Genomic DNA, 22,161 nt, shown 5'->3' on the forward strand with positions numbered 1-22,161 from the left:
GTCGGGCGGCGCCGTCACAACGGCATATGCCGGTTCACATCCTTGTAAAGCAGATAGCGGAACGGCCCGGGCCCGCCAGCATAGCAGGCCTGCGGGCAAAATGCGCGCAGCCACATGAAATCGCCGGCCTCGACCTCGACCCAATCCTGATTGAGCCGATAGACCGCCTTGCCCTCCAGCACATAGAGCCCGTGTTCCATCACATGGGTTTCCGCGAAGGGGATCACCGCGCCCGGCTGCAGGGTGACGATATTGACATGCATGTCATGGCGCAGATCGACAGGATCGACGAAACGGGTGGTCGCCCATGTCCCCCCGGTGCCCGGCATGGCAATGGGCGCGTGATCCGCCTCATGCGTGACGAAGGCCTCCGGCCAGGCCAGCCCCTCTACCGGTTGATAGGCCTTGCGCACCCAATGGAACCGTGCCGGCCCCTGCCCTGTTGCCCTGACTGCCCAGTCGGCCCCGGCGGGCAGATAGGCATAGCTGCCCGGCCGCAGATCATGCGCGGTGCCGGCCACCGTCAGGCGCAGCGTCCCCTGGACCACGAACAGAACCGCCTGGGCGCGCGGATCGGTCTCTGGCCGGTCGCTGCCCCCACCGGGCTGAAGCTCGGCGATGTACTGGGAAAACGTCTCGGCAAAGCCGGAGAGCGGCCGCGCCATCACCCAGAACCGCGCGCCCTCCCAGAACGGCAGGAAGCTGGTGACGATATCGCTGAAACACCCCTTGGGGATCACCGCATAGGCCTCGGTGAACATGGCGCGGTCGGTCAGAATCTGGGTCTGCGGCGGCAGCCCGCCGCTGGGAGCGTAGTAGCGCGGATCGGTCATCGGGCGGGCCCTCTCCTGGAGACGTCCCCCGCATCAAAGGCGGATCGCCGGGGCAATCCAACCGCTTTCCCTATCGGCAATGGCTGAAAGACCGGTCGGAAAATCCTGAAAATCTCGGGGCGCTGGATCGCGACAGCCATTTATGGCAATAATGTTGCCCTAAATTCCCGGAATTTTTTGCGATATGTCGTATGTGCACGGCTTGCTCCTCAGGAATGCAAAGGCTACCACCCTGCTGTTCGAAATCTGGAGGAGAGTGTCATGAGTATGCTCATTCGTGGCGGCGCCATGCTGGCCCTGGCCGCAGCACTGCAAATCGGCGGCACCGCCGCCAGCGCGCAAACCGAGGTGAAGATCGGCTATGCGCTGTCGCCGACCTCGCATTACGGGGTTGCCGCGAAGAAATGGCAGGAAGTCGTCGAGGCCGAAACCGACGGTAAATTCGTGTTCAAGCACTTCCCCTCCTCCGGTCTGGGCGGCGAACGCGAAGTGATCGAGGGGCTGCAGATCGGCACCGTCGAGGCGACCATCGTCTCCTCCGGTACGCTGGCCAACTTCGTGCCTGAAACCGGCGTCTTCGACATCCCCTTCATGTTCCGCGACCTGGGCCATGCCCGCCGTGTGCTGGACGGCCCGATCGGGTCGGAGATCCTGGCCAAATTCGACGATGTCGGCCTGCACGCACTGGGCTGGGGCGAACAGGGCTTCCGCCACATCACCAACAACCGCAACGCCATCCACACCCCCGCCGACATGGCCGGGATGAAGCTGCGCACGATGGAAAACCCGGTCCATCTGGAGGCCTTCACCGTGCTGGGCGCCGCGCCCACCCCGATGGCCTGGCCGGAAGTCATCAGCTCGCTGCAGCAGGGCGTGATCGACGGGCAGGAAAACCCGCTGTCGGTGATCGTCTCGGTCAAGCTCGACGAAGTGCAGAAATACCTGACCCTGTCGGGCCACGTCTATTCGCCGGCGATGCTGCTGGTGTCCAAACCGTTCTGGGAAGGTCTGTCGGACGAGGACAAGGCCGCCTTTGAAAAAGGCGCGGCCGAGGCCGTGATCGCCATGCGCGGCTATGTCGACGATGTCGAGGCCAGCGGTGTCGAGACCCTGCGCGAACGCGGCATGGAGATCAACGAACTGACCCCGGAAGAAAAAGCCGGTTTCCTCAAGGCCGTCGCCCCGGCCTATGAGACCTATTACAAGACCTACGACAAGGCGCTGATCGACAGCATCATCGCGACCGAGTAATCGGCGGTCTTTCAGGCTCCGGAGCGGCGCGCAGCAACGCGCCGCTCCTTCTCTATTCAGGTAGATGCGAAATCATGCGCCATCTCGAACGTCTCTTCGTCACGCTGAACGGCGCCGCCGTGATCCTGCTGCTGGCAGGCATGGCCGGGGTTGTCGGCACCAATGTGGCGCTGCGCTATCTCACCAACAACTCCCTGCCCTGGGCGGATGAGGCGGCGCGCTACATGATGATCTGGATGACCTTCGTCGGCGCCGGGCTGGCGTTGCGCGGCGGCATGCATGTCGCCATCACCAACCTGCAGGATTCCCTGCCGAAGCCGGCACAACGGCTGCTGCGTGGGCTGATCGTGCTGCTGCTGCTGGTCTTCTTCGGCTTCATGGTCTGGGTCAGCTGGCAATACATGCAGCGGATGCAATACCAGAAAACGCCGGCGCTGCGGCTGTCGTTCAAGTACATCTACGCGGCGATGCCGATCGGCTTCGGCCTGTTGATCCTGCATCTGCTGCTGATCGCCCGGCCCTTCATCGGTGCCGGACATTACAAATCCCACGGTCACGAGACCGACGCGATGCCCGGTGGCGCCAATGGCTGAAATCCTGTTTCCCGCCCTTTTCGTCCTGCTGGCGCTGGGGGTTCCGGTCGCCTTCGCCATGGCGATCTCAGTCTTCGTCGCGCTGAGCTTCGGCAGCACCTATCCGCATCTGGTGGTGGTGAAGGAAATGTTCGCCGGGCTCGACAGCTTTCCGCTTCTGGCGGTGCCCTTCTTCGTTCTGGCGGCCGAGCTGATGACCGGCGGCGGCATCACCCAGACCCTGCTGCGCTTCGTATCGCAGTTCGTCGGCCATCTGCGCGGCGGGCTCGGCTATGCCAACGTGATCTCCTCGACCCTCTTTGCCGGCATCTCCGGATCGGCGCTGGCCGACGCGGCCGGACCCGGGGCGATGATGATCCGGATGATGGAAAAGGGCGGCTACAAGAAATCCTATGCCGGGGCGCTGACCATCTCCAGCGCGGTGGTCGGGCCGATCATCCCGCCGTCGATCACCATGATCATCTACGCCATGCAGGACGAAAACACCTCGGTCGGCGCGCTGTTCATGGCCGGGATCATTCCCGGGCTGCTGCTGTCGGCCGGCACGCTGGCCGGCAACTGGTACGTCAGCCGCAAGCGCGATTACCGCAGCGACGAGGCCCGCCCGCCGATGGCGGAAATGGTGCGCACCAGCTTCTACGCGATGCCGGCAATCTTCCTGATCGTCCTGATCATCGGCGGCATCCGCAGCGGCGTCTTCACGCCCACCGAAGCCTCGGTCATGGCGGTGTTCTATGCCCTGCTCTGCGGCGCCTTCGTCTATCGGTCGCTCAGCCTGCGCAACCTGCCCGGCATCATCCTGCGCGCCGCCCTGGTCAGCACCGCGGTTCTGCTGATCCTCGGCGCCGCCCGGGCCTTTGCCTGGGTGCTGGTGATCGAGGGCATCCCGCAGTTCCTGGCCGAAACCATCATCGCCTGGGACCTGTCGCCGATCCTGTTCCTGCTCGCGGTCAACCTGCTGCTGCTGGCCTTCGGCCTGTTCATGGACCCACTGCCCGGCGTCATGATCCTGGTGCCGATCCTGGCCCCGATCAGCGCCGCGCTGGGAATCGCGCCGGAGCATTTCGCCATCGTCGTCATCGTCAACCTGACGCTGGGTCTGGCGACGCCGCCGGTGGGCAGCCTGATCTTCGTCGTCTCCTCGACCGTGCACCTGAAACCCGGGGCGCTGATCCGCGAGATGCCGCCGTTCTTCCTGATGAGCTTCATCGTGCTGATGCTGCTGACCTTCATCCCGGCGCTCTCCACCTGGCTGCCGCATGTCAGCGGCTTCTGAACGATCCAATTGACGTAAAGGCCGCTTGTTCCGGCCGGGGCGCCTGAGCTAGTCTCAGGGTTGAGTTACCCCGGCGGCGGTCCCTCGCCAGCCATGCCCGAAACGCGCCTGCCCCACTCCTCCCCGGGCGGGTCCCTGTCATGTTGGCGAATGTATGAGTAGCGAATTCTTCGACCTATTTCAGCGTGCGCAGATCATTAACCTGCCCGAACGCGAAGACCGCCGGATGGAGCTGCGGGACGAGCTGGACCGGGCCGATGTCACCATCGACGGCCAGAAGATCGCGTTTTTCAGCGCGGTCAAACCCGACAGCGCCGGCGATTTCCCCTCGATAGGGGCGCGCGGCTGTTTTCTCAGCCACTTGGGGGTGCTGCGGGCGGCCCGGGACGCCGATCTCGACCTGCTGCTGATCCTGGAGGACGACGCCCATTTCGGCAGGACCTTCCTGCGGCAACAGAGATCCGCGATGACGGCACTGGACGGGATCGACTGGGATATCTTCTATGCCGGCTACACACCGCTGGCCGAGCTGATCCCGACCGGCCCCATCACCGCGATTCCCGCCGATTTCCCGCTGCAGACCTCGCATGCCATGGCGCTGCGCAAACCGGTCATCGCCGCCGCCATCCCCTATCTCGAAGCGATCCTGGCCCGACCCGCCGGCTCGCCCGAAGGCGGACCGATGCATGTCGACGGGGCCTATAACTGGTTCCGCGCTGCCTATCCGCAGTTCCGCACCGTGGTGGCGACACCGCAGCTGATCACCCAGCGCGCCTCACGCTCCGATATCACCCCGGGCGCCGGCTGGCGCGAACGGCTGCCGCTGACCGGCTGGCTGCGGCGGCTGAAGAACCGCAGCGCCTGAGCGCCGGCCCATCCGGACGCGCAAGCCCGCCGACGGAATGTGCGGAAGATCGATCTGATCGGGAAACCGGCCCCGAGGGCCGGAAAGTGGTGCCGCTGAAGGGACTCGAACCCCCGACCCCATCATTACGAATGACGTGCTCTACCAGCTGAGCTACAGCGGCCCTGGTGCGCAGCGCTTTAGCACTGCGACGCCGGGCAGGAAAGGGGTTATTTGCGCTCTTCCTGCGCCTCCGGGGTTTCTGCGCCGGGGTCTGTGACCTCAGTCGGATCGGCGGCCCCCGCAGGCGGGATCACCTCCGCTTCGGCGACCTCTTCCACCCCTGCCTCCTCTTCCGGCGTCCCGGCGGTCTTGTCCGCCAGCGCGCCGGTGATCAGCGGCAGCAGGGTCGCACCGGTGGCGCCGGTGATTTCCGGCGACGGCGGCGATTTCCAGCTGAGCGTATCGAAGGCATGGCAGTTGCTGCAGAAGGGCGCCCATTCGGAATGGAGCTGACCACAGTTGTCGCAGACCCACTGCGGCCCGCGCGGTGCATTCAGCGCCCGGGCCAGCCAGCCCTGGACCACCGCGTCCGAGGCGCCCTCGCCGCGTTCGATCGCCGCCATCAGGGTCAGCGACCGGGCGTCGGGAGCATTCTCCACCAGATCGCCCAGAGCGCGCCGGGCCTCGGGAAAATCTTCCGCCACGATGTTCAGCTCCGCCAGCAGCAGCCGGGTTTCGGCGTGATGCGGGTGGATACGGGTCAGCGCCTGGAACCGCTTGACCCGCTCGGCCGGTGTCTCCTCCGGGGCGATGGCGGCAAAGGCGGCGGCCAGATCGGGGTGCGGCTGCGCTTCCCAGGCCTTTTTCAACACCCGCACCGCCAGCTTCGGCTTGTTCTCAGCGACATAGGCGCGCGCGGCCAGGGCGGCCGCGGGCACCAGATCGGGGGACAGCTTGTTCGCCTCGATGGCACGTTCGCGGGCCTCGATCGAGATATCCTCGCGGGCGACGTCGCGCGCTTCCGACAGGGCCAGAACCGCATCGCGACGCTTGTAGACGTCGCGGGGCAGGGCGCCGGCCTTCAACTTGGCGGTCAGGGTGCGGCGGGCGCCGGCCCAATCCTCGGCCCGGGCCTGCAGATCCAGCAGCACGTCCTGGGTTTCCTCGTGCCGCGGCCGCAGCGCCAGCGCCTTTTCGGCCAGCTTGCGGGCGGTCTCGGTATCGCCTTCGGCCAGCTTCTGTTTCATGATACCGCGCACCCCGACAAAACGGGTGGCATCGTTGCCGATCAGCCGTTTGTAGGTTTCGGTGGCCTTGCGGGTATCGCCGGCCATCTCGGCCGCCTGGGCGGTCAGCAGATCGGTCAGCTCGGGCTTTTCCAGATAGCGCGCGGCGCGGGCCGCCTTGGCCATGGCCAGCCGCCCCTCGCCCGAGGCCAGCGCCATCATGCCATCGGCCAGCGCCTGATAGCCGCGCCGTTCGCGCCCCTTGTCGAAGAACCGCGACAGCGCGGTTTCATCGCCGTTGAGGAATTTCCACGTCGCCACCAGTAGCGAGGCCAGTTTCAGCCCCAGCCAGACCAGCGCCACCAGGACGATCAGCCCGATCACCGATTGCAGCGGCCCGAGGGTGAATTCGGTGCCGGCCACGGTGATCTGGACCCCGCCGCTCATTTCCAGCAGCAGCCCGGCCCCGAAGGCGAGCGCGGCCACCACGGTGACGAAGATCAGGATTTTCAGCAGCGACCACAGCATGTCAGGCCCCTCAGTTCGTGTTCAGGCTTTGCGCCAGCGTATCCGCGGCGGCAATGGCATTGACCCGCAGGCGGGCCAGGGCAATCCAGTCGGCCATGGCGGCACGGGCGGACTGGGGCAGGGTCTCGACCTCGTCCAGCGCGCCGGCGAGATGACCGGCGGTCAGCGCCGCCTCGGCCCGGGACAGGATCGCATCGGGATCGTCGCCCTCCCGCGGGGCCACGGACCGGGCTCCCAGCTGGCGCTGCAGAAAGGCGGTGAGGCTGCGGTCGGTGCCCCTGGTTTCGGCCCGGGCGGCGGCCAGCGCGTCACGGGCGGCCGGCGCGAAACCGTCACCCAGCGCGGCCATGGTGACCACCCCGTCATTCGCCGCGGCAGAGAGCGCATCGGGCACGGTGACACCACCGTTGCGCAGTTCCGTCAGCAGCCCGGCATAGGGGGCCCCGCTGTCGAGGGCGGCACGCAGTTCCGCCAGCGCGGTGCGGTTGGCGGCCAGCTGGGCGGCCTCGGCGGCGCGGGTCTCGGTGGCGCGGGCCTCCTCGACCATCTTTTCGACCTCGGCCCGTTGCTGCGCCAGCGAGTCCTGCAGCGCGGCAAGCTCGCGTTCATAGGCAGCGACGGCCTCGGGCGCGGCGCCCTCGGACAGCGGCCGCGTCTCCAGTTCGGTCAGGCGGCTCTCCAACGCGGTCAGCCGCTCGCCCAGGGGCGAGACGCCGGACGTCAGATCGTCCACGGCGGTGCGGGCGGCCTCCGCCGTCGCGGCTGCGGCGCTCACCTGGGTCTCAAGCGGGCCGAGATCGGGCTTGGCCGCGGCCAGATCGGCCTGCAGCGCGGCGATCGCCTTGGCCTGATCGGCCAGCCGGCTTTCCAGCGCGGCGGTGGCAGTGCCGGATTTCAGTGCCGCGGGCAGATAGGGGTCGAGCACCTCGGTCCGGGCGGCAGCGAACCCGAGGATCGCGGCCACGACACCGCCGATCAGCGCCGGCAGGAAACCGCCGCGCTTTTCGATGATCCGTTCCACCGGCGCCGGCGCCAGCAGGCTGTCGGCCGGGTCGGGCTCAGCGGCGGGGGGCTCTGTCGTTTCGACATCTTGCATCTCAACCGACGCGGCTTCGGCTTCGGCTTCGGCTTCGGCTTCGGCTTCGGCTTCGGCTTCGGCTTCGGCTTCGGCTTCGGCTTCGGCTTCGGCTTCGGCTTCGGCTTCGGCTTCGGCTTCGGAAGCCGTCTCGGCGCTCAGCTCTTCGGCGTCAACGCTGTCCGCCGTCTCGTCATCCTGACCGGGCTGATTTTCAGCGGCCTGATCGGCCTCGGTCTCGGTTGCCGTCTCCGGGTCGACCTTCGGCTTGCCGTCGGTCTCAAGCTCGGGGTTCGGATCGGTCTTATCGGCCACCCTGAAATCCTCTCCGATTCACAATCAAATATTCCGCGCAATCTGCCGAAGCACCCTACTGCGCGCCGCCCGGGCCCTCAACCCGGCAGGACCGCTCCGCCAATCTTTCGACGACGACGGCCATTCCGGCGGCATCGGGGGTTTTCGCCACCTCAAGCGCCGCAGCCCCCAGATTTTCAACGGGTTCTGCTGCCGCCGGGCTGATCGCACCCAGAAACAGAGGCGCGGCGGGCCTGGCGGCATCGCCACAGATATCGGCAAAATGTCGCGCCGTGCGCGGCGAAAACAGCGGCACGATCACCGGCTCTGGGCCGGCGAGGGCGGCCTGAGCCGCCGGGCTCAGCGGCAACAGTACCTGATCGTAGACCACCGCCGCGCCGGTCTCGATGCCTGCGGCGGTCAGTCGCCCGGCGATCTCGCCCCGCGCGTGGGCGCCACGCAGGTGCAAAAGTGGTGCCACCGGGCGCGCATCGGTCAGCGCCGCGACCAGATGGTCGGCATCGGGACAGGTCAGTACCACCTGCCAGCCGGCATCCTGCGCTGCCTCGGCCGTGGTGCGGCCGACACAATAGGCCGGCAGGCTCCGGATGGTGGCGGCAGGCAGATCGGCGAAGCGCACGCCATTTGCGGAGGTGAAGATGACACCGGCGACACCGGCCAGCGCGATCCGCGCCTGGCATGGCACGATCTGCATCAGCGGCGCCCGGATCAGCGCCAGCCGCGCCCGCAGCGCCGGGTCCAGGGCAGCCACGAAACGGTCCGCCGCATCAGGCGGGCGGGTCATCAGGAGCGTCGCCATCGGGTCCCCGGGATTGTTTGCCAGCATCCGGAGTGTTACCTGCCAGAGCATATGGAGACAACGGCCCGGACCGATGGCGCAGAAACTTACCGTATTGGGGCTGGAAAGCAGCTGTGACGACACCGCCGCCGCCGTGGTGCGGCAGGGCGGGCAGGGGGCGGAGATCCTGTCTTCCGTCGTTTATGGCCAAACCGAGCTGCACAGCGCCTTTGGCGGCGTGGTGCCGGAGCTGGCTGCGCGGGCGCATGCGGAGAAGATCGACCTCTGCGTCGCCGAGGCGCTGGACCGCGCCGGCCTGACACTCGGCGATCTGGACGCGGTGGCGGTGACCGCCGGGCCCGGTCTGATCGGCGGGGTTCTGGCCGGGGTGATGTGCGCCAAGGGGATCGCCGCCGCCACCGGTCTGCCCCTGGTCGGCGTCAATCATCTGGCCGGCCATGCGCTGACCCCGCGGCTAACCGATGCGGTCAGCTTTCCCTATCTGATGCTGCTGGTGTCCGGCGGCCACTGCCAATATCTGATCGCCCGTGGCCCGGAGGAGTTCACCCGCCTGGGCGGCACCATCGACGACGCCCCGGGAGAGGCCTTCGACAAGGCCGCCCGCATCCTTGGCCTGCCGCAGCCCGGCGGCCCCTCGGTCGAGGCGGAGGCAGCGAAGGGCGATCCCAGGCGGTTCCGGTTGCCCCGGCCGCTGCTGGACCGCGACGATTGCAACCTGTCGTTTTCCGGGCTGAAGACCGCGCTGCTGCGGGCGCGCGACCAGATCGTGACGGAAAAGGGCGGGCTGACGCGCGCCGACCGCGCCGATCTCTGCGCCGGGTTCCAGCAGGCGATCGTCGATGTGCTGGCCAGCAAGACCCGCCGGGCGCTGGGGATCTACCTGCAGGAGGCGCCGGCGGTGCCGGTTCTGGCGGTTGCCGGCGGTGTCGCCGCCAACAGCGCCATTCGCACCGGGTTAGAGACGGTTTGCGCCGATCTGGGTGTGCAATTCACCGCGCCGCCCCTCAAGCTTTGCACCGATAACGCAGCGATGATCGCCTATGCAGGCATCGAACGTTTCGCCCGCGGCGAACAGGACGATCTGACGCTGGCGGCCCGGCCCCGCTGGCCGCTGGACCGGCAGAGCCCGGCGCTGCTGGGTGGTGGCAAGAAGGGGGCCAAGGCATGAGCGTTTCGGTTCTGGGCGCCGGCGCCTTCGGCACCGCGCTGGCGATCTCCCTGGCGGGCAAGGGGCCGGTGACGCTCTGGTCGCGGTCCGCCGATCATGTGGCCGAGATGTCGGCGGCGCGTGAAAACACCCGGCGGCTGGCCGGCATGCGCTTTCCCGCCGATCTACGGCTGAGCGCAGATCTGGGGCAGGCGGCGCTGAACCCGATCCTGTTACTGGCGGTGCCGATGCAACAGCTGCGCGGCATGCTGGAGCAGCATCGCCCGGCGCTGACCGGCAAGGTACTGATCGCCTGCTGCAAGGGGATCGAGCTTGCCACCGGCCTAGGCCCCATCGAGGTGATGCGCGAGGCCTTGCCGGAGGCCGACCATGCGCTGCTGACCGGCCCCAGCTTTGCCGCCGATATCGCCAAGGGGCTGCCGACCGCGCTGACGCTGGCCTGCAGCGATGCGGATCTGGGAAAATCCCTGCAACAGAGCCTGAATACCGCGACGCTGCGGGTCTATCGCACCACCGACACGCTGGGGGCGGAGATCGGCGGCGCGCTGAAGAACGTCATCGCCATCGCCTGCGGTGCGGTGATCGGCGCCGGGCTGGGCGACAGCGCCCGCGCCGCGCTGATGACCCGCGGCTATGCCGAGATGCAGCGCATGGCGCTGGCATTGGGGGCGCAGGCGGAAACGTTGGCGGGGCTTTCGGGCTTCGGCGATCTGACGCTAACCTGCACCTCGACCCTGTCGCGCAATTACCGGCTGGGGCTGGCGCTGGGGCGGGGTGAGGGGTTCGATCCAGCAGTCACCGTCGAAGGCGCCGCCACCGCCCGTGCCACCGATGCCAAGGCCCGCGCCATGGGGCTGGAAATGCCGATCACCGCTTGCGTGGTCGGGCTGTTGGACGGAAAACTGACCCTGGATGCGGCAATGACCGCGCTTCTCACCCGACCGCTCAAGGAGGAATGACAATGCTGATCGCCCTGATCGCCCGCGACAAGACCGGTGCGCTGCAGATCCGCAAGGACACCCGCGAGGCCCACCTGGCCTATCTGCAATCGACCGGCGTGGTATCGCAGGCGGGCCCGCTGATTGTCGATGGCGACATGGCCGGGTCGCTGGTGATCCTCGACGTCGCCGACATGGCCGCAGCCGAGGACTGGGCGGCGAACGATCCCTATGCCAAGGCGGGCCTGTTCGACAGCGTCGAGCTGATCGAATGGAAGAAGGTGATCTAATGGCCTATTGGCTGTTCAAATCCGAACCTTCGACCTGGGGCTGGGACGATCAGGTCTCCAAGGGGGCCGCGGGCGAGGAATGGGACGGCGTACGCAACTATCAGGCGCGTAATTTCATGCGGGCGATGAAAGTCGGCGACAAGGGGTTCTTCTATCATTCCCAGAAGGAAAAGGCGATCGTCGGGCTGGTCGAGATCTGCGCCGAGGCGCATCCCGACAGCAAGGCCGATGATCCGCGTTGGGACTGCGTCGATATCCGTGCGTTAGAGCCCGTTCAGCATCCGGTGACCCTGGATCAGATCAAGGCGGAACCGGAGCTGGCCGATATGGTTCTGGTCAGAAACTCCCGCCTGTCGGTGCAGCCGGTGACCGAGGCGGAGTGGCGTCATATCTGCAAGATGGCCGGCGTCTCCGCCGACTGAGGCAACGGGCGCGCGCCCCGGGCCGCGCCCGTTCCGGTCACGGGATCAGTCGTAGACCGTTTCCTTGCCGAAATGCTTGGCCAGCATATAGTAAATCACCGCGCGATATTTATGCCGCTCGGACTTCCCGTAGGTTTCGATCGCCTGGGCAATCGCATCGTCCAGTTCCGGCCCGTCTTCCAGGCCCAGTTTCCGGATCAGGAAGTTCTTCTTCACCGTCTCGACCTCACCCGGCTGGGTGGCGGCCACGGTGGAGGCATCGGCATCATAGATGGCCGGGCCGCAACCGATGGTGACCTTGGTCAGAAGCTCCATATCCGGCTCCATCCCGCATTTCTTTCTCAGATCGTCGGCATATTGCGCGATCAGATCGTCACGTTTTCCCATCAGGCGTCCTCCAGAGTTCAGGCGTCTTTGCCCTCGCGCAGCGGTGCGACTGCGCCACCGCGAAGGTCCGGCGCCGCCGATCCACCGTCGCAGCCATAAGACAGTATTCCGCCCCGAACCGAAATGAATTCCGAATTGAATTCTGAAATGACGTCGGGGCGACTGCGAAATCCGAAGACCGCCGAAACTCTTCCCCGCGCCACAAGAGAGAAAATGGGGTAGCATTCCGCCACCCCATTTCAGGCCAATCGCTTATTTCGCGGCCAGCAGTTCCGGCACCGACAGCAGGATGAATTCGTTGTTGGCGGCGACGCCCGGTTCCCGCCCGCCGGAAAACGGCAGGTTGTTGTCGTTGGCGACCAGGATATGGGTGTCGTCCACCGCGATCACATCCTCGATGGTGAAGAAGGGGAAGCTGAACGGGCCTTCGGCAGGCTTCATGCCGTCCAGCGCCAGGCCGTTCGGATCAGCGATGTTCAGCAGGTCGATATAACCGATGCGGCGCATGAAGCCGTCAGCATCGATATCGGCGGTATCGACCAGCACGATATGCTTCACCTTCGCCGGCCGCGGATAGCAGCCAGAGGTATCGGTGGCGCCATCGGCACAGGCGCGGGCGGCATCGCCTTCGCCGTTGTCGCGTTCGATCACCAGCGCGCGGGTGTCGTCGATGAAGTTGAAATCGCCGATCGCGGTGGCGCCTTCGGCCAGGGCGAACTTCACGCTCTTGCCGGTCCATTCCGCCGTGTTGGTGTCGAATTGGATGACCCGCAGGAAGTTGCCCTCAGGCTTGCCATCCTCGCCCAGGATGGGTTTTTCCAGCATCGCCCAGAGCAGACCGGTGTTCGGCTGCAGCGCCATGCCTTCATAGCCGCCGGAACGTTGCACCTGGAAATCCTTGCCGGCGGTGGCGGGGACATAGACGCTGTAGGTGTCGGGGCCGTGCAGTTCCTTGCCGTCCAGCACCGTCGGATAGACCGCCTTGACCACGCCATCCAGCCCGGCGCGGATGATATAGGGGCCGAATTCGTCGCCGATCCAGACCTCGCCGTTCAGCACCTGCATCGATTCCGTGTCGAAATCGGCGCCGGTCAGATAGCGGCTGTCGGTGCCTTCATAGGCGATGCGGAAGGGCACCTTGTGATCGGGATCGGACAGGAAGATGGTGTCGCGCCGTTCGACCGTGCCAGTTTCGAAATCGGGCGCCATCTTGTGGAAGAACAGCATCGCGTCGGGGCTGTTGCGCTTGTTGCCGAAACCGTTGTCGGTCAGCGTATAGATGCTGCCGTCTTCCGCCGGGGTCATGGCGAAACCGGACATGCCCTGCATCGGCTGGCCGATGAACGGCAGATAGAGGCCGGTGCCATGGGCGCCATAGGCCTTGCCGGTATTGCCCTCGACGGTCATCGGCGCGTCGTTGCGGGCCTTGCCGGTGAATTTGCCCGAGACCCAGGCATCCTGCGGCGCGTCGGCCGGCGGCGTGATCAGCGTCAGCGCCGGGATGGCGGCGTGACCGGCCAGCGTGGCGGGAAAGCTGTCTTCGGCCAGGGCCGGCGCGGCAAAGGCGCTGGCCAGCGCAAGAACGGAGAACGAAAGGCGCATCTTGAGTATCCTTTTGGATGTCGTGATGCGGTGCAGCTACGCCGGGCAGGTAACAGGCGAATGGCTGTGATATGTCGGTTCTGTAATCTCGCCACCCGCCGCATGATATTTTGACGTGCAATGTAACTATCTGACATCTTGTAGAAATGTCGATTTTGTCCAGAGCTGGCCCGAAGCTGATCGGCTCACCACATCAAGAAAGGCGCAGCCTATGAGGGAAGACATCACCACCGGCGGCTGCCTTTGCGGCGCCATCCGCTTCACCATCGCGGGCCCCTTCGAACACTTCTTTCTCTGCCATTGCTCCCGCTGCCGGAAGGCCACCGGCAGCGCCCATGCGGCGACGCTGTTTTCCAATACCGCGCGGCTGGATTGGCTGTCGGGGCGGGAGCTGGTCCGAACCTTCCAGCTGCCCGGCACCCGCTATCAGAAAAGCTTTTGCAGCCACTGCGGATCGCCGGTGCCGAACCTGCGCCGGAACGGCGGGCAGATCGTGGTGCCGGCCGGAAGTCTGGAAACGGTGCCGATACTGAGGCCCGAGGCGCATATCTGTTTCAGCGACCGCGCCGGATGGGAGGAGGCGGCGGAAACCGCCCCCCGGATCGACGGCCTGCCAGGCGGGCGCCCATAGAAAAACGCCCCGCGATTGCGGGGCGTTTCCAGCGACCTGAGGTCGATTGATCAGTAGCGGTAGTGTTCCGGCTTGAACGGACCCTCGGGCTTCACGCCGATATAGGCGGCCTGTTCCGGGGTCAGCTGGGTCAGCTTGGCGCCGACCTTGGCCAGGTGCAGGGCCGCGACCTTTTCGTCCAGATGCTTGGGCAGCACGTAGACTTCGTTCTTGTACTGGTCGCCCTTGGTGAACAGCTCGATCTGCGCCAACGTCTGGTTGGTGAAGCTGGCCGACATCACGAAGGACGGGTGACCGGTGGCGTTGCCGAGGTTCAGCAGGCGGCCTTCGGACAGCAGGATGATCCGGTTGCCGCTCGGCATCTCGATCATATCCACCTGGTCCTTGATGTTGGTCCACTTGTGGTTCTTCAGCGCCGCGACCTGGATTTCGTTGTCGAAGTGGCCGATGTTGCCGACGATGGCCATATCCTTCATCTCGCGCATATGCTCGATGCGGATGATATCCTTGTTGCCGGTGGTGGTGACGAAGATATCGGCCGAGGAGACGACGTCTTCCAGCAGCACGACCTCGAAACCGTCCATGGCGGCCTGCAGGGCGCAGATCGGATCGGCCTCGGTCACCTTGACGCGGGCACCGGCACCGGCCAGCGACGCGGCAGAGCCTTTGCCGACATCGCCATAGCCGCAGACCACGGCGACCTTGCCGGCCATCATGGTGTCGGTGGCGCGGCGGATGCCGTCGACCAGCGATTCCTTACAGCCGTATTTGTTGTCGAACTTCGACTTGGTGACGGAATCGTTGACGTTGATGGCGGGGAAGGGCAGGTGGCCTTTCTCCATCATCTGATACAGGCGATGCACGCCGGTGGTGGTTTCTTCCGACACGCCCTGAATCATATGGCGCTGCTTGGTGAACCAGCCCGGGCTGGCCTCCAGCCGCTTCTTGATCTGCGCGAACAGCGCGACTTCCTCTTCCGAGGTGGGAGTGGCGATCAGATCGGTTTCGCCTTCCTCGACCCGGGCGCCCATCAGGACGTAGAGCGTGGCGTCGCCGCCGTCGTCGAGGATCATGTTGGCGCCGCCCTCTTCGAACTGGAAGATGCGGTCGCAATAGTCCCAGTATTCCTCCAGCGTTTCACCCTTGATGGCGAAGACCGGGGTGCCGCCCGCGGCAATCGCGGCCGCAGCATGATCCTGGGTCGAGAAGATGTTGCACGAGGCCCAGCGGACATCGGCGCCCAGGGCCACCAGCGTCTCGATCAGAACGGCGGTCTGGATCGTCATGTGCAGCGAGCCGGCAATCCGCGCGCCCTTCAGCGGCTGTGCGGCGCCGTATTCCTCACGCAGCGCCATCAGGCCCGGCATTTCGGTTTCAGCGATATCGAGCTCTTTGCGGCCGAATTCGGCCAATGCGATGTCCTTGACGATATAGTCGGATGCCATGTGTGCGAATTCCCTGAATGTCAGCGCTTTGAGGGCCAGATAGCATTCGCGGGGCCTGTGGACAATGGTCCGGGTCCCAAAGCCGCAGCCCCCGTTGCGTCGCGGCAGCCATTGGGTACATAAGCGGCACCCGAGTCCGACCCTCCCGATTCAAGGTGACCCCCGATGAAACAGCCCCGCGCCTGGCAACGCATGCTTTCGGGCCGCAGACTCGATCTGCTCGACCCAACCCCGGTCGATATCGAGATCGAGGACATCGCCCATGGTCTGGCCTTCGTGGCGCGGTGGAACGGTCAGACCCAGGGCGATTTCGCCTATTCGGTGGCCGAACATTCGCTGCTGGTCGAAACGATCTTTGGCCGGATCGCGCCCAATGCGCCGGTGAAATGGCGGCTGGCGGCGCTGCTGCACGATGCGCCGGAATATGTCATCGGCGACATGATCTCGCCGGTGAAGGCCGCGGTGGGCGCCAGCTATGGCGAGCTCGACGCGCGGCTGACGGCGGCGATCCATATCCGCTTCGGCCTGCCGGCGGCGCTGCCGGCCTCGGTCAAGCGGCAGATCAAACGGGCCGACCGGATCAGTGCCTGGATGGAGGCGACGCGGATCGCCGGGTTTTCCGAGTCCGAGGCGAACCGCTTCTTCGGCCGGCCCGATCCGGCGCTGACCGAGGGGCTGAACATCCGCCTGCGGCCGCCGGTGGAGGTGCGCACGGATTTCACCGCCCGCCACGCCGCCCTGCTGGCGGCGCTGGGTTAATCCTGCGCCGCTGCGGTTTCGGCCCCGGCCTCACGCTCGGCCCGGCGGGCCCGGCGGGCTTCCCGCATCGCCCGGACCCGGCGGCGGACGTATTCCGGCGATTCCACGAAATCGTCGTTGCCTCCCAGCCCCTTGTCCTTCAGCACCTGTTCGCGTTCCGCATCGCTCAGCGTCGGCCAGCTCAGCCCCGGACGCACGAAGCCCTTTTCGCCCAAGACCCGGGCCAGAACGCCATGGTCGATCTCTCCGAACGACAGGCGGTTGGATTTCTTCTGTGTCGATTTCACCCATTCGGTGCGCAGCGCGTTGATCACCAGCGGGGTGGAGCCGCAGAAATGCGCCACATTGCCGGCCAGCAGATTGTTGGCGCCGGACTGGCGCCGCAGGATCATCGCAACCGGCTGATCCGGACGACCCACCATGGCGAAGAGATGCAGAGCCGAGCCATCCGCCGCAATCACCTTCTTCGCCGCCTTGTAGCGCGCCAGCTGGGTGGCGATGTCATGCTCCTGCGGATGGAAGATCTCATAACCTTCCGCCTCCAGCAGGGTTTCCAGCTGCTCCTCGCCCAGGAGCCCGCCCTTGCCGAGCCCGAGCTTGGAGCGGGAGATGTAGAGTTTCTCGGGACCCTCCGGCGCCACATCCAGCGCAAACCGGCTGTGGATCGCATCGCGGAACTTCTGCGTGCCGGCGGTGATCTTGCCCAGACCGAAGCCCTGACCGGGCACCACCAGCTCTTCGACCTGCATCGGGGCGGTGGCGACACGGATCGGCAGGCCCGGCGCCATCTGGCCGATGAAATCGCGCTGGAACCCGCGCACCATATCGCCCACTGCCGGCCGTTTCGGGATGAAGAGAATGCCATCGACCGGTTGGTCGATCTCGTTCAGCGCCCAGAGCCGCGACGAGCTTTCCACCAGGAAATGGCCGAAATGCGCCCAGAGCACCCCGCCCCACAGCCAGCGCCCCGGCAGCGTGTCGGAAATGGTGGCGGGCTGCGCCGGCTCGGTGGTCAGCGGCCGGTATTTGCGCCACAGCGCGCCTTCGGGACAATAGCGGCCCGCGGCATCCAGAACCCCGGCGGGCTGGACAAAGCTGCTTTCCTCGGGCGGCACCACCACGGCGTTTTCCAGCGTGACGATGGTTCCCGACCAGCCGCCTTCAGGCAGAGGCTGGCCCTCCGGCCCGAACTGCTCCTCCTCGGCCATGGGGCCTCCTTTCAGCGGGGGCTGCGCTTTGCCAGAATGCGTTGCAGCGTACGGCGGTGCATGTTCAGCCGCCGCGCGGTTTCCGAGACGTTGCGATCGCAGAGCTCGTAAACCCGCTGGATATGTTCCCAGCGCACGCGATCGGCGCTCATCGGGTTTTCCGGCGGCGGCGGCATCTCGTCCCCGGTGGCGAGCAGCGCATTGGTGATATCGGTGGCATCGGCCGGTTTCGACAGGTAATCGGTGGCGCCGATCTTGACCGCGGCCACGGCGGTGGCAATCGCGCCATAGCCGGTCAGCACCACGGTACGGCAATCGGGGCGTTTCTCGCGCAGCACCTCGACGACATCGAGCCCGTTACCGTCCTCAAGCCGCAGGTCGACCACCGCATAGGCCGGCGGCCGCGCCGTCGCAATCGCCTTGCCGGCCGCGACGGAACCGGCGGTCTCGACATCGAACCCACGCTTTTCCATCGCCTTGGCCAGCCGCCGCAGAAACGGCTCGTCATCATCGACCAGAAGCAGAGATCTGTCCGCTCCCAACTCACTCTCTACAGGCGCGGCCATTGCTACTCCTCAGCAGTGCTCTTTTTCTTGTTAAGTATCAATATTACTCAGGCGGAAAGAAAGATCAAAGAGCGAAACGGATCGCCATGCCAGCGGCCATCGCGACCCAAAGTCACATCCCGATCACATCTTATCCAGAAAACAGCCGATCTTATCGGCCATTTTCTCGGGCGTTTCATCGCGGCGGAAGAATTCCACGAAACCGTCCTCCGGCAGCACCAGATAGGAAAATGTGGAATGGTCGATGAGATAATAATCATCATCGCCCGGCTGCCGCTTGTAATAGGTCTTATAGGCGAGGCTGGCGGCCTTCACCTGTTCCGGGCTGCCGGTCAGGCCGATCATCCGCTCATGCAGGTTGTGGGCGAAATCGCCGACCACTTCCGGCGTGTCGCGTTCCGGATCGATCGAGATGAAGACCGGCGTCACCATCTGGCCGCGGCTTTCCAGCACGTCGATGGTCTCGGCGTTGCGGGCATTGTCCAGCGGGCAGACGTCGGGGCAGTAGGTATAACCGAAATAGAGCAGCGACGGACCGGTGATCACATCCTTATCGGTCACCGTCTCGCCCTTGGAATTGACCAAGGTGAAGGGGCCGCCGATCTGCGACGGGCCGCCGGCCACCTGGCTGCTGCGGCATTCGGCGAACCGGTCCTGGGAACCGACGGGACGGCTGATCAGCCAGATCGCACCCAGCGCGACGATGGCGACAACGGCGGCGATGATCGCATAGAGACGGGTCATGACGGGCCTTTGGTCTGAGATGTGTTGATCCTCAAGGCCGGGAGACCTATCACCATTCCCAGCCAATGCAACAGACTTAGGCCGATCATGCCGGAAGCCAACGCAGAGATCTGGCGGGGCCAGGAACGCAGCAGCTGGGTCCGGTTGCGCACCCTGATCCTGGTCCGCTGGGTCGCCATCATCGGCCAGATCGCGGCCATCACCGCCGCCCAGCACATGTATCATCTGCAGCTGGAACTGGGGCTATGCTACCTCGCCATCGGGGTGGCGGTGGTGGGCAATCTGATCTTCACCTTCGGCTTTCCCGAGAACAAGCGGCTGTCTGAGTTCGAGAACTTTCTGATGATGCTGTTCGACCTGCTGCAGCTGGCCTTTCTGCTGTTCGTCACCGGCGGTCTGAACAACCCCTTCGCCATGCTGATGCTGGCGCCGGTGACGATTTCCGCCAATGTGCTGGGGTTGCGGTCGACCCTGTTCATCGGCGGCACCGCCATCGTCCTGGTCACCCTCCTGGCCGAGTTTCACCTGCCGCTGCGGATGGAGGAAGGCTTCATCCTGCGCATCCCGCAGCTCTTCGTTTTCGGCAACTGGACTGCCATCATCATCGCAGCGCTTTTCATGGGCGCCTACTCCTATCGTATTAATTCTGAAATGGAATCCATGTCCGCGGCGCTGGCCGCGACACAGATGGCGCTGACCCGGGAACAGAAGCTGACCGATCTCGGCGGCGTCGTCGCCGCCGCCGCGCATGAGCTGGGAACGCCGTTGGCGACGATCAAGCTGACCAGCGCCGAGCTGATCGAAGAGCTCGACGATCTGCCCGAACTGCGCGAGGACGCGGAGCTGATCCGCGATCAGGCCGACCGCTGCCGCGACATCCTGCGCAACATGGGCCGCGCCGGCAAGGACGACCTGCAGATGCGCCAGGGCCCGCTGAGCGCGGTGGTCCACGAGGCTGCCGAACCGCACCTGCATCGCGGCAAGGAGGTACATTTCAGCGAGGCCCCCGGCGAGGGCGGCAGCGTCCAGCAGCCGGCGATCCTGCGGCTGCCGGAACTGATCCACGGGCTGCGCAATCTGATCCAGAACGCGGTGGACTTCGCCGGCGCCAATGTCTGGGTCGAAACCCGCTGGAACGATGACCGGATCTGGGTCCGGATCCTGGATGACGGCAGCGGCTATCCGCCGCAGGTGATCGGCCGGATCGGCGACCCTTTCATGCGGCACCGGCGCGGCTCTGCCGACAGTACCAGCCGCCCGGAGTACGAGGGCATGGGGCTCGGTCTCTTCATCGCCAAGACGCTGCTGGAACGCTCCGGCGCCAGCCTGAGCTTTGCCAATGGCACCGATCCCGAACAGCGCAGCAGCACCCGGCGGGAACAAAGCGGCGCCATCGTCACCGTGGTCTGGCCGCGCGGCAAGATCGATGCGCAGAGCGGTGAATTCGCCCTGACCCCCGGTCTCAATCCGCCGATAGACGTCTGACACCGCCCCGCCGCAGCTGTGCCGCCCCCTGACAACGGGGGCGAGGGACCTGTCACGCCGGCGCGTTAACTTTGTGGTTAAGGTTTTACTAACCATTTTGTCACAAAGCTGGCAGAAAGATGGAGAGCATTGGCATCAGACCCGGACACCTGGCATGAGCGACATCCCCTTCACCGATCTGGCCGCCCTGGCGCTGATTGCGCTGGCGAGCGCGGCACTGGCGATCCAGTGGCTCAGCCCGCGGCGTTCCGCCGCCGCTCCCGTCCCGACACTGGCCGAGCTGGCCGATGCCCAGGCCAGCGCCACCCCCGGCGGGCTGAACGACGATCCGGTGTTCCTGTTCGACGGTCAGGAGCTGATCGAGGCATCGTCGAGCGCGCAGGTGCTGGTCGGCGAGGCCGGCGACATGCTGACCTGGGACCGGCTGCGCCGGCAGCTGCTGCCCGATTTCCCCGCCTTTCCCGTCGATCCGGCGCAGGTGCGCGATGCCGGCCGGCTGACAATTCCGGCCATCGACGGCGACCCGCAGGGAGAGGCGCTCTGCGAATGGATCGATGGCATCACCCGGGTACATCTGCGCGCCGGCACACCGCTGAGCGCCGGCGATCTGCCGCTGATCGCGCAGGAGCTGGACATCCTGCGCAGCGCCACCAATGCGGCGCCCTATCCGGCCTGGCGGGTCGACGCCAAGGGGCAGGTGACCTGGTGCAACACCGCCTATGCCCGGTTGTTGCGCAAGGTGCGCGGCCGCGATGCCGATACCGCCCAGCCGCTGTTTCCCGATCTGCCCCAGGGGCTGAGCGAGAAACGGCGGCTGCGCCAGCCGATCGTGCTGGAGGATGCGGTGCACAAGCTGTGGTACGATCTTTGGGTGATCCCGCAGAAGCGCGGGTCGCTGTGCTATGCGGTGGATGTGAACGCGGTCGTCGATGCCGAGGCGGCGCAACGCAATTTCGTCCAGACCCTGGCCAAGACCTTTGCCCAGCTGTCGATCGGCCTGGCGATCTTCGACCGTAACCGGCAGCTGGCGCTGTTCAACCCGGCCCTGATCGACCTGACCGACCTGCCCGCCGATTTCCTGTCGTCCCGGCCCAGCCTGCTGACCTTTTTCGACCGGCTGCGCGACAGCGCCATGATGCCGGAACCGAAGGATTACGCCGGCTGGCGCCAGCGGCTGGCCGATCTGGTCGAGGCGGCCTCGAACGGTCCCTATCAGGAAACCTGGTCGCTGCCCTCCGGCTCGGTCTATTCGGTCAGCGGCCGGCCGCATCCCGATGGCGCCGTCGCCTTCCTGATCGAAGACATCACCGCCGAGATCACCCTGACCCGCCGGTTCCGCGCCGAGCTGGAGCAAAATCAGGCTGTGCTCGACGCGCTGCCCGAGGCGGTCGCCGTCTTCACCCCGGATGGCACGCTCAGCTTCTGCAACGCCGCCTATCGCAAGCTCTGGGGCGTCGATCCCGACCGCAGCTTCGCACAATATACCGTCGTCGATGCAGCCCGAGACTGGCAGGATCGCAGCCTGCCGACCCCGGCCTGGGGCCAGCTGCGCGATTTCGTCTCTGTCGGCGGCGCCCGCAGCCCCTGGCAGACCGAGGTGCCGTTGCGCGGCGGCGGCCGGCTCGGGTGTCAGGTGCAGCCGATCCAGAACGGCGCCACCATGGTCCGCTTCGACAGGCTGGCCGAAACCGGGGACAAACAGCCGGGACACACCCGGTCCAGCGCCGAAAGCTGATCGCGCTTGCAGCCCCGGGGAGCGGTCGCCATTGTGGC

At 65.8% G+C, this 22,161-nt stretch carries 22 protein-coding genes and 1 tRNA gene; 12 read left to right on the forward strand and 11 right to left on the reverse strand.

Annotated features, from left to right (window positions below; genetic code table 11):
• Positions 1-14: 14 nt before the first annotated feature.
• On the reverse strand, positions 15-833 hold the full coding sequence (locus tag QO033_RS08985) for a bifunctional allantoicase/(S)-ureidoglycine aminohydrolase (protein WP_284480623.1): 819 nt from the start codon (positions 831-833) through the stop codon (positions 15-17).
• Positions 834-1,100: 267 nt separating this feature from the next.
• Between QO033_RS08985 and QO033_RS08990 the strand changes: the two genes are divergently transcribed.
• The 4 genes from QO033_RS08990 to QO033_RS09005 all read left to right on the forward strand — a co-directional run bounded on the left by QO033_RS08990 (position 1,101) and on the right by QO033_RS09005 (position 4,818).
• Positions 1,101-2,084: a TRAP transporter substrate-binding protein gene (locus QO033_RS08990; RefSeq protein ID WP_407682106.1), complete on the forward strand. Its 984-nt coding sequence runs from the start codon at positions 1,101-1,103 to the stop codon at positions 2,082-2,084.
• 74 nt (positions 2,085-2,158) lie between these two features.
• Positions 2,159-2,677: a TRAP transporter small permease gene (locus QO033_RS08995; RefSeq protein WP_284480625.1), complete on the forward strand. Its 519-nt coding sequence runs from the start codon at positions 2,159-2,161 to the stop codon at positions 2,675-2,677.
• Entirely contained in the window at positions 2,670-3,953 is a 1,284-nt protein-coding gene (locus QO033_RS09000) for a TRAP transporter large permease (protein ID WP_284480626.1), read from the forward strand. The genes QO033_RS08995 and QO033_RS09000 overlap by 8 nt, the downstream gene beginning before the upstream one ends.
• A 154-nt stretch (positions 3,954-4,107) precedes the next feature.
• Complete coding sequence (locus tag QO033_RS09005; protein WP_284480627.1) at positions 4,108-4,818, forward strand: glycosyltransferase family 25 protein; 711 nt, start codon at positions 4,108-4,110, stop codon at positions 4,816-4,818.
• An 87-nt stretch (positions 4,819-4,905) separates the two neighbouring features.
• On the opposite strand, the gene QO033_RS09010 is transcribed toward QO033_RS09005, so the two are convergent.
• The 4 genes from QO033_RS09010 to QO033_RS09025 all read right to left on the reverse strand — a co-directional run bounded on the left by QO033_RS09010 (position 4,906) and on the right by QO033_RS09025 (position 8,743).
• A tRNA-Thr gene (locus QO033_RS09010) sits at positions 4,906-4,981 on the reverse strand.
• 46 nt (positions 4,982-5,027) lie between these two features.
• A complete protein-coding gene (locus QO033_RS09015) occupies positions 5,028-6,554 on the reverse strand; it encodes a heme biosynthesis protein HemY (RefSeq protein ID WP_284480628.1) in 1,527 nt (508 codons plus the stop codon).
• 10 nt (positions 6,555-6,564) lie between these two features.
• Entirely contained in the window at positions 6,565-7,944 is a 1,380-nt protein-coding gene (locus QO033_RS09020; RefSeq protein WP_284480629.1) for a COG4223 family protein, read from the reverse strand.
• Positions 7,945-7,999: 55 nt separating this feature from the next.
• Positions 8,000-8,743, reverse strand: a complete 744-nt coding sequence (locus QO033_RS09025; protein ID WP_284480630.1) for a uroporphyrinogen-III synthase — start codon at positions 8,741-8,743, stop codon at positions 8,000-8,002.
• Between the two features lie 73 nt (positions 8,744-8,816).
• Here QO033_RS09025 and tsaD point away from each other — a divergent pair, with 73 nt between their 5' ends.
• From tsaD to QO033_RS09045, 4 genes are read left to right on the forward strand one after another with little or no spacing between them, the layout of a single operon-like run.
• Positions 8,817-9,911: a tRNA (adenosine(37)-N6)-threonylcarbamoyltransferase complex transferase subunit TsaD gene (gene tsaD / locus QO033_RS09030; RefSeq protein WP_284480631.1), complete on the forward strand. Its 1,095-nt coding sequence runs from the start codon at positions 8,817-8,819 to the stop codon at positions 9,909-9,911.
• Entirely contained in the window at positions 9,908-10,870 is a 963-nt protein-coding gene (locus QO033_RS09035) for an NAD(P)H-dependent glycerol-3-phosphate dehydrogenase (protein ID WP_284480632.1), read from the forward strand. The genes tsaD and QO033_RS09035 overlap by 4 nt, the downstream gene beginning before the upstream one ends.
• A 2-nt stretch (positions 10,871-10,872) precedes the next feature.
• Positions 10,873-11,139: a YciI family protein gene (locus QO033_RS09040; RefSeq protein WP_284480633.1), complete on the forward strand. Its 267-nt coding sequence runs from the start codon at positions 10,873-10,875 to the stop codon at positions 11,137-11,139.
• Positions 11,139-11,561 (forward strand): EVE domain-containing protein, encoded by a 423-nt coding sequence (locus QO033_RS09045; RefSeq protein ID WP_284480634.1) that lies wholly within the window; start codon positions 11,139-11,141, stop codon positions 11,559-11,561. Before QO033_RS09040 ends, QO033_RS09045 begins: the two co-directional genes overlap by 1 nt.
• Positions 11,562-11,606: 45 nt before the next feature.
• Here the strand turns inward: QO033_RS09045 and QO033_RS09050 are convergent, their stop codons facing one another.
• Positions 11,607-11,948, reverse strand: coding sequence for a DUF2853 family protein (locus QO033_RS09050; RefSeq protein ID WP_284480635.1), 342 nt, complete (start codon positions 11,946-11,948; stop codon positions 11,607-11,609).
• 252 nt (positions 11,949-12,200) lie between these two features.
• Entirely contained in the window at positions 12,201-13,550 is a 1,350-nt protein-coding gene (locus tag QO033_RS09055; protein ID WP_284480636.1) for an esterase-like activity of phytase family protein, read from the reverse strand.
• Between the two features lie 211 nt (positions 13,551-13,761).
• Here QO033_RS09055 and QO033_RS09060 point away from each other — a divergent pair, with 211 nt between their 5' ends.
• Entirely contained in the window at positions 13,762-14,181 is a 420-nt protein-coding gene (locus QO033_RS09060) for a GFA family protein (RefSeq protein WP_284480637.1), read from the forward strand.
• Positions 14,182-14,231: 50 nt separating this feature from the next.
• On the opposite strand, the gene ahcY is transcribed toward QO033_RS09060, so the two are convergent.
• A complete protein-coding gene (ahcY, locus tag QO033_RS09065) occupies positions 14,232-15,626 on the reverse strand; it encodes an adenosylhomocysteinase (RefSeq protein WP_284480638.1) in 1,395 nt (464 codons plus the stop codon).
• Between the two features lie 165 nt (positions 15,627-15,791).
• Here ahcY and QO033_RS09070 point away from each other — a divergent pair, with 165 nt between their 5' ends.
• Positions 15,792-16,385, forward strand: a complete 594-nt coding sequence (locus tag QO033_RS09070) for an HD domain-containing protein (RefSeq protein WP_284480639.1) — start codon at positions 15,792-15,794, stop codon at positions 16,383-16,385.
• Here the strand turns inward: QO033_RS09070 and QO033_RS09075 are convergent.
• The 3 genes from QO033_RS09075 to QO033_RS09085 form a co-directional block, all read right to left on the reverse strand.
• On the reverse strand, positions 16,382-17,593 hold the full coding sequence (locus tag QO033_RS09075; RefSeq protein ID WP_284480640.1) for a glycosyltransferase 61 family protein: 1,212 nt from the start codon (positions 17,591-17,593) through the stop codon (positions 16,382-16,384). The genes QO033_RS09070 and QO033_RS09075 overlap by 4 nt on opposite strands.
• Positions 17,594-17,604: 11 nt before the next feature.
• A complete protein-coding gene (locus QO033_RS09080) occupies positions 17,605-18,159 on the reverse strand; it encodes an ActR/PrrA/RegA family redox response regulator transcription factor (RefSeq protein WP_284480641.1) in 555 nt (184 codons plus the stop codon).
• Positions 18,160-18,282: 123 nt separating this feature from the next.
• The gene (locus QO033_RS09085) at positions 18,283-18,903 is read right to left on the reverse strand and encodes an SCO family protein (protein WP_284480642.1); all 621 of its coding nucleotides are present in this window, start codon (positions 18,901-18,903) and stop codon (positions 18,283-18,285) included.
• An 87-nt stretch (positions 18,904-18,990) separates the two neighbouring features.
• On the opposite strand from QO033_RS09085, the gene regB reads away from it, so the two are divergent.
• Positions 18,991-20,388: a sensor histidine kinase RegB gene (gene regB / locus QO033_RS09090; protein ID WP_284480643.1), complete on the forward strand. Its 1,398-nt coding sequence runs from the start codon at positions 18,991-18,993 to the stop codon at positions 20,386-20,388.
• A 154-nt stretch (positions 20,389-20,542) separates the two neighbouring features.
• Positions 20,543-22,123, forward strand: coding sequence for a PAS domain-containing protein (locus QO033_RS09095; protein WP_284480644.1), 1,581 nt, complete (start codon positions 20,543-20,545; stop codon positions 22,121-22,123).
• Positions 22,124-22,161: the final 38 nt, after the last annotated feature.

Origin of the sequence: Pseudodonghicola flavimaris (assembly GCF_030164425.1) — a bacterium.
Lineage (GTDB): Bacteria > Pseudomonadota > Alphaproteobacteria > Rhodobacterales > Rhodobacteraceae > Pseudodonghicola > Pseudodonghicola flavimaris.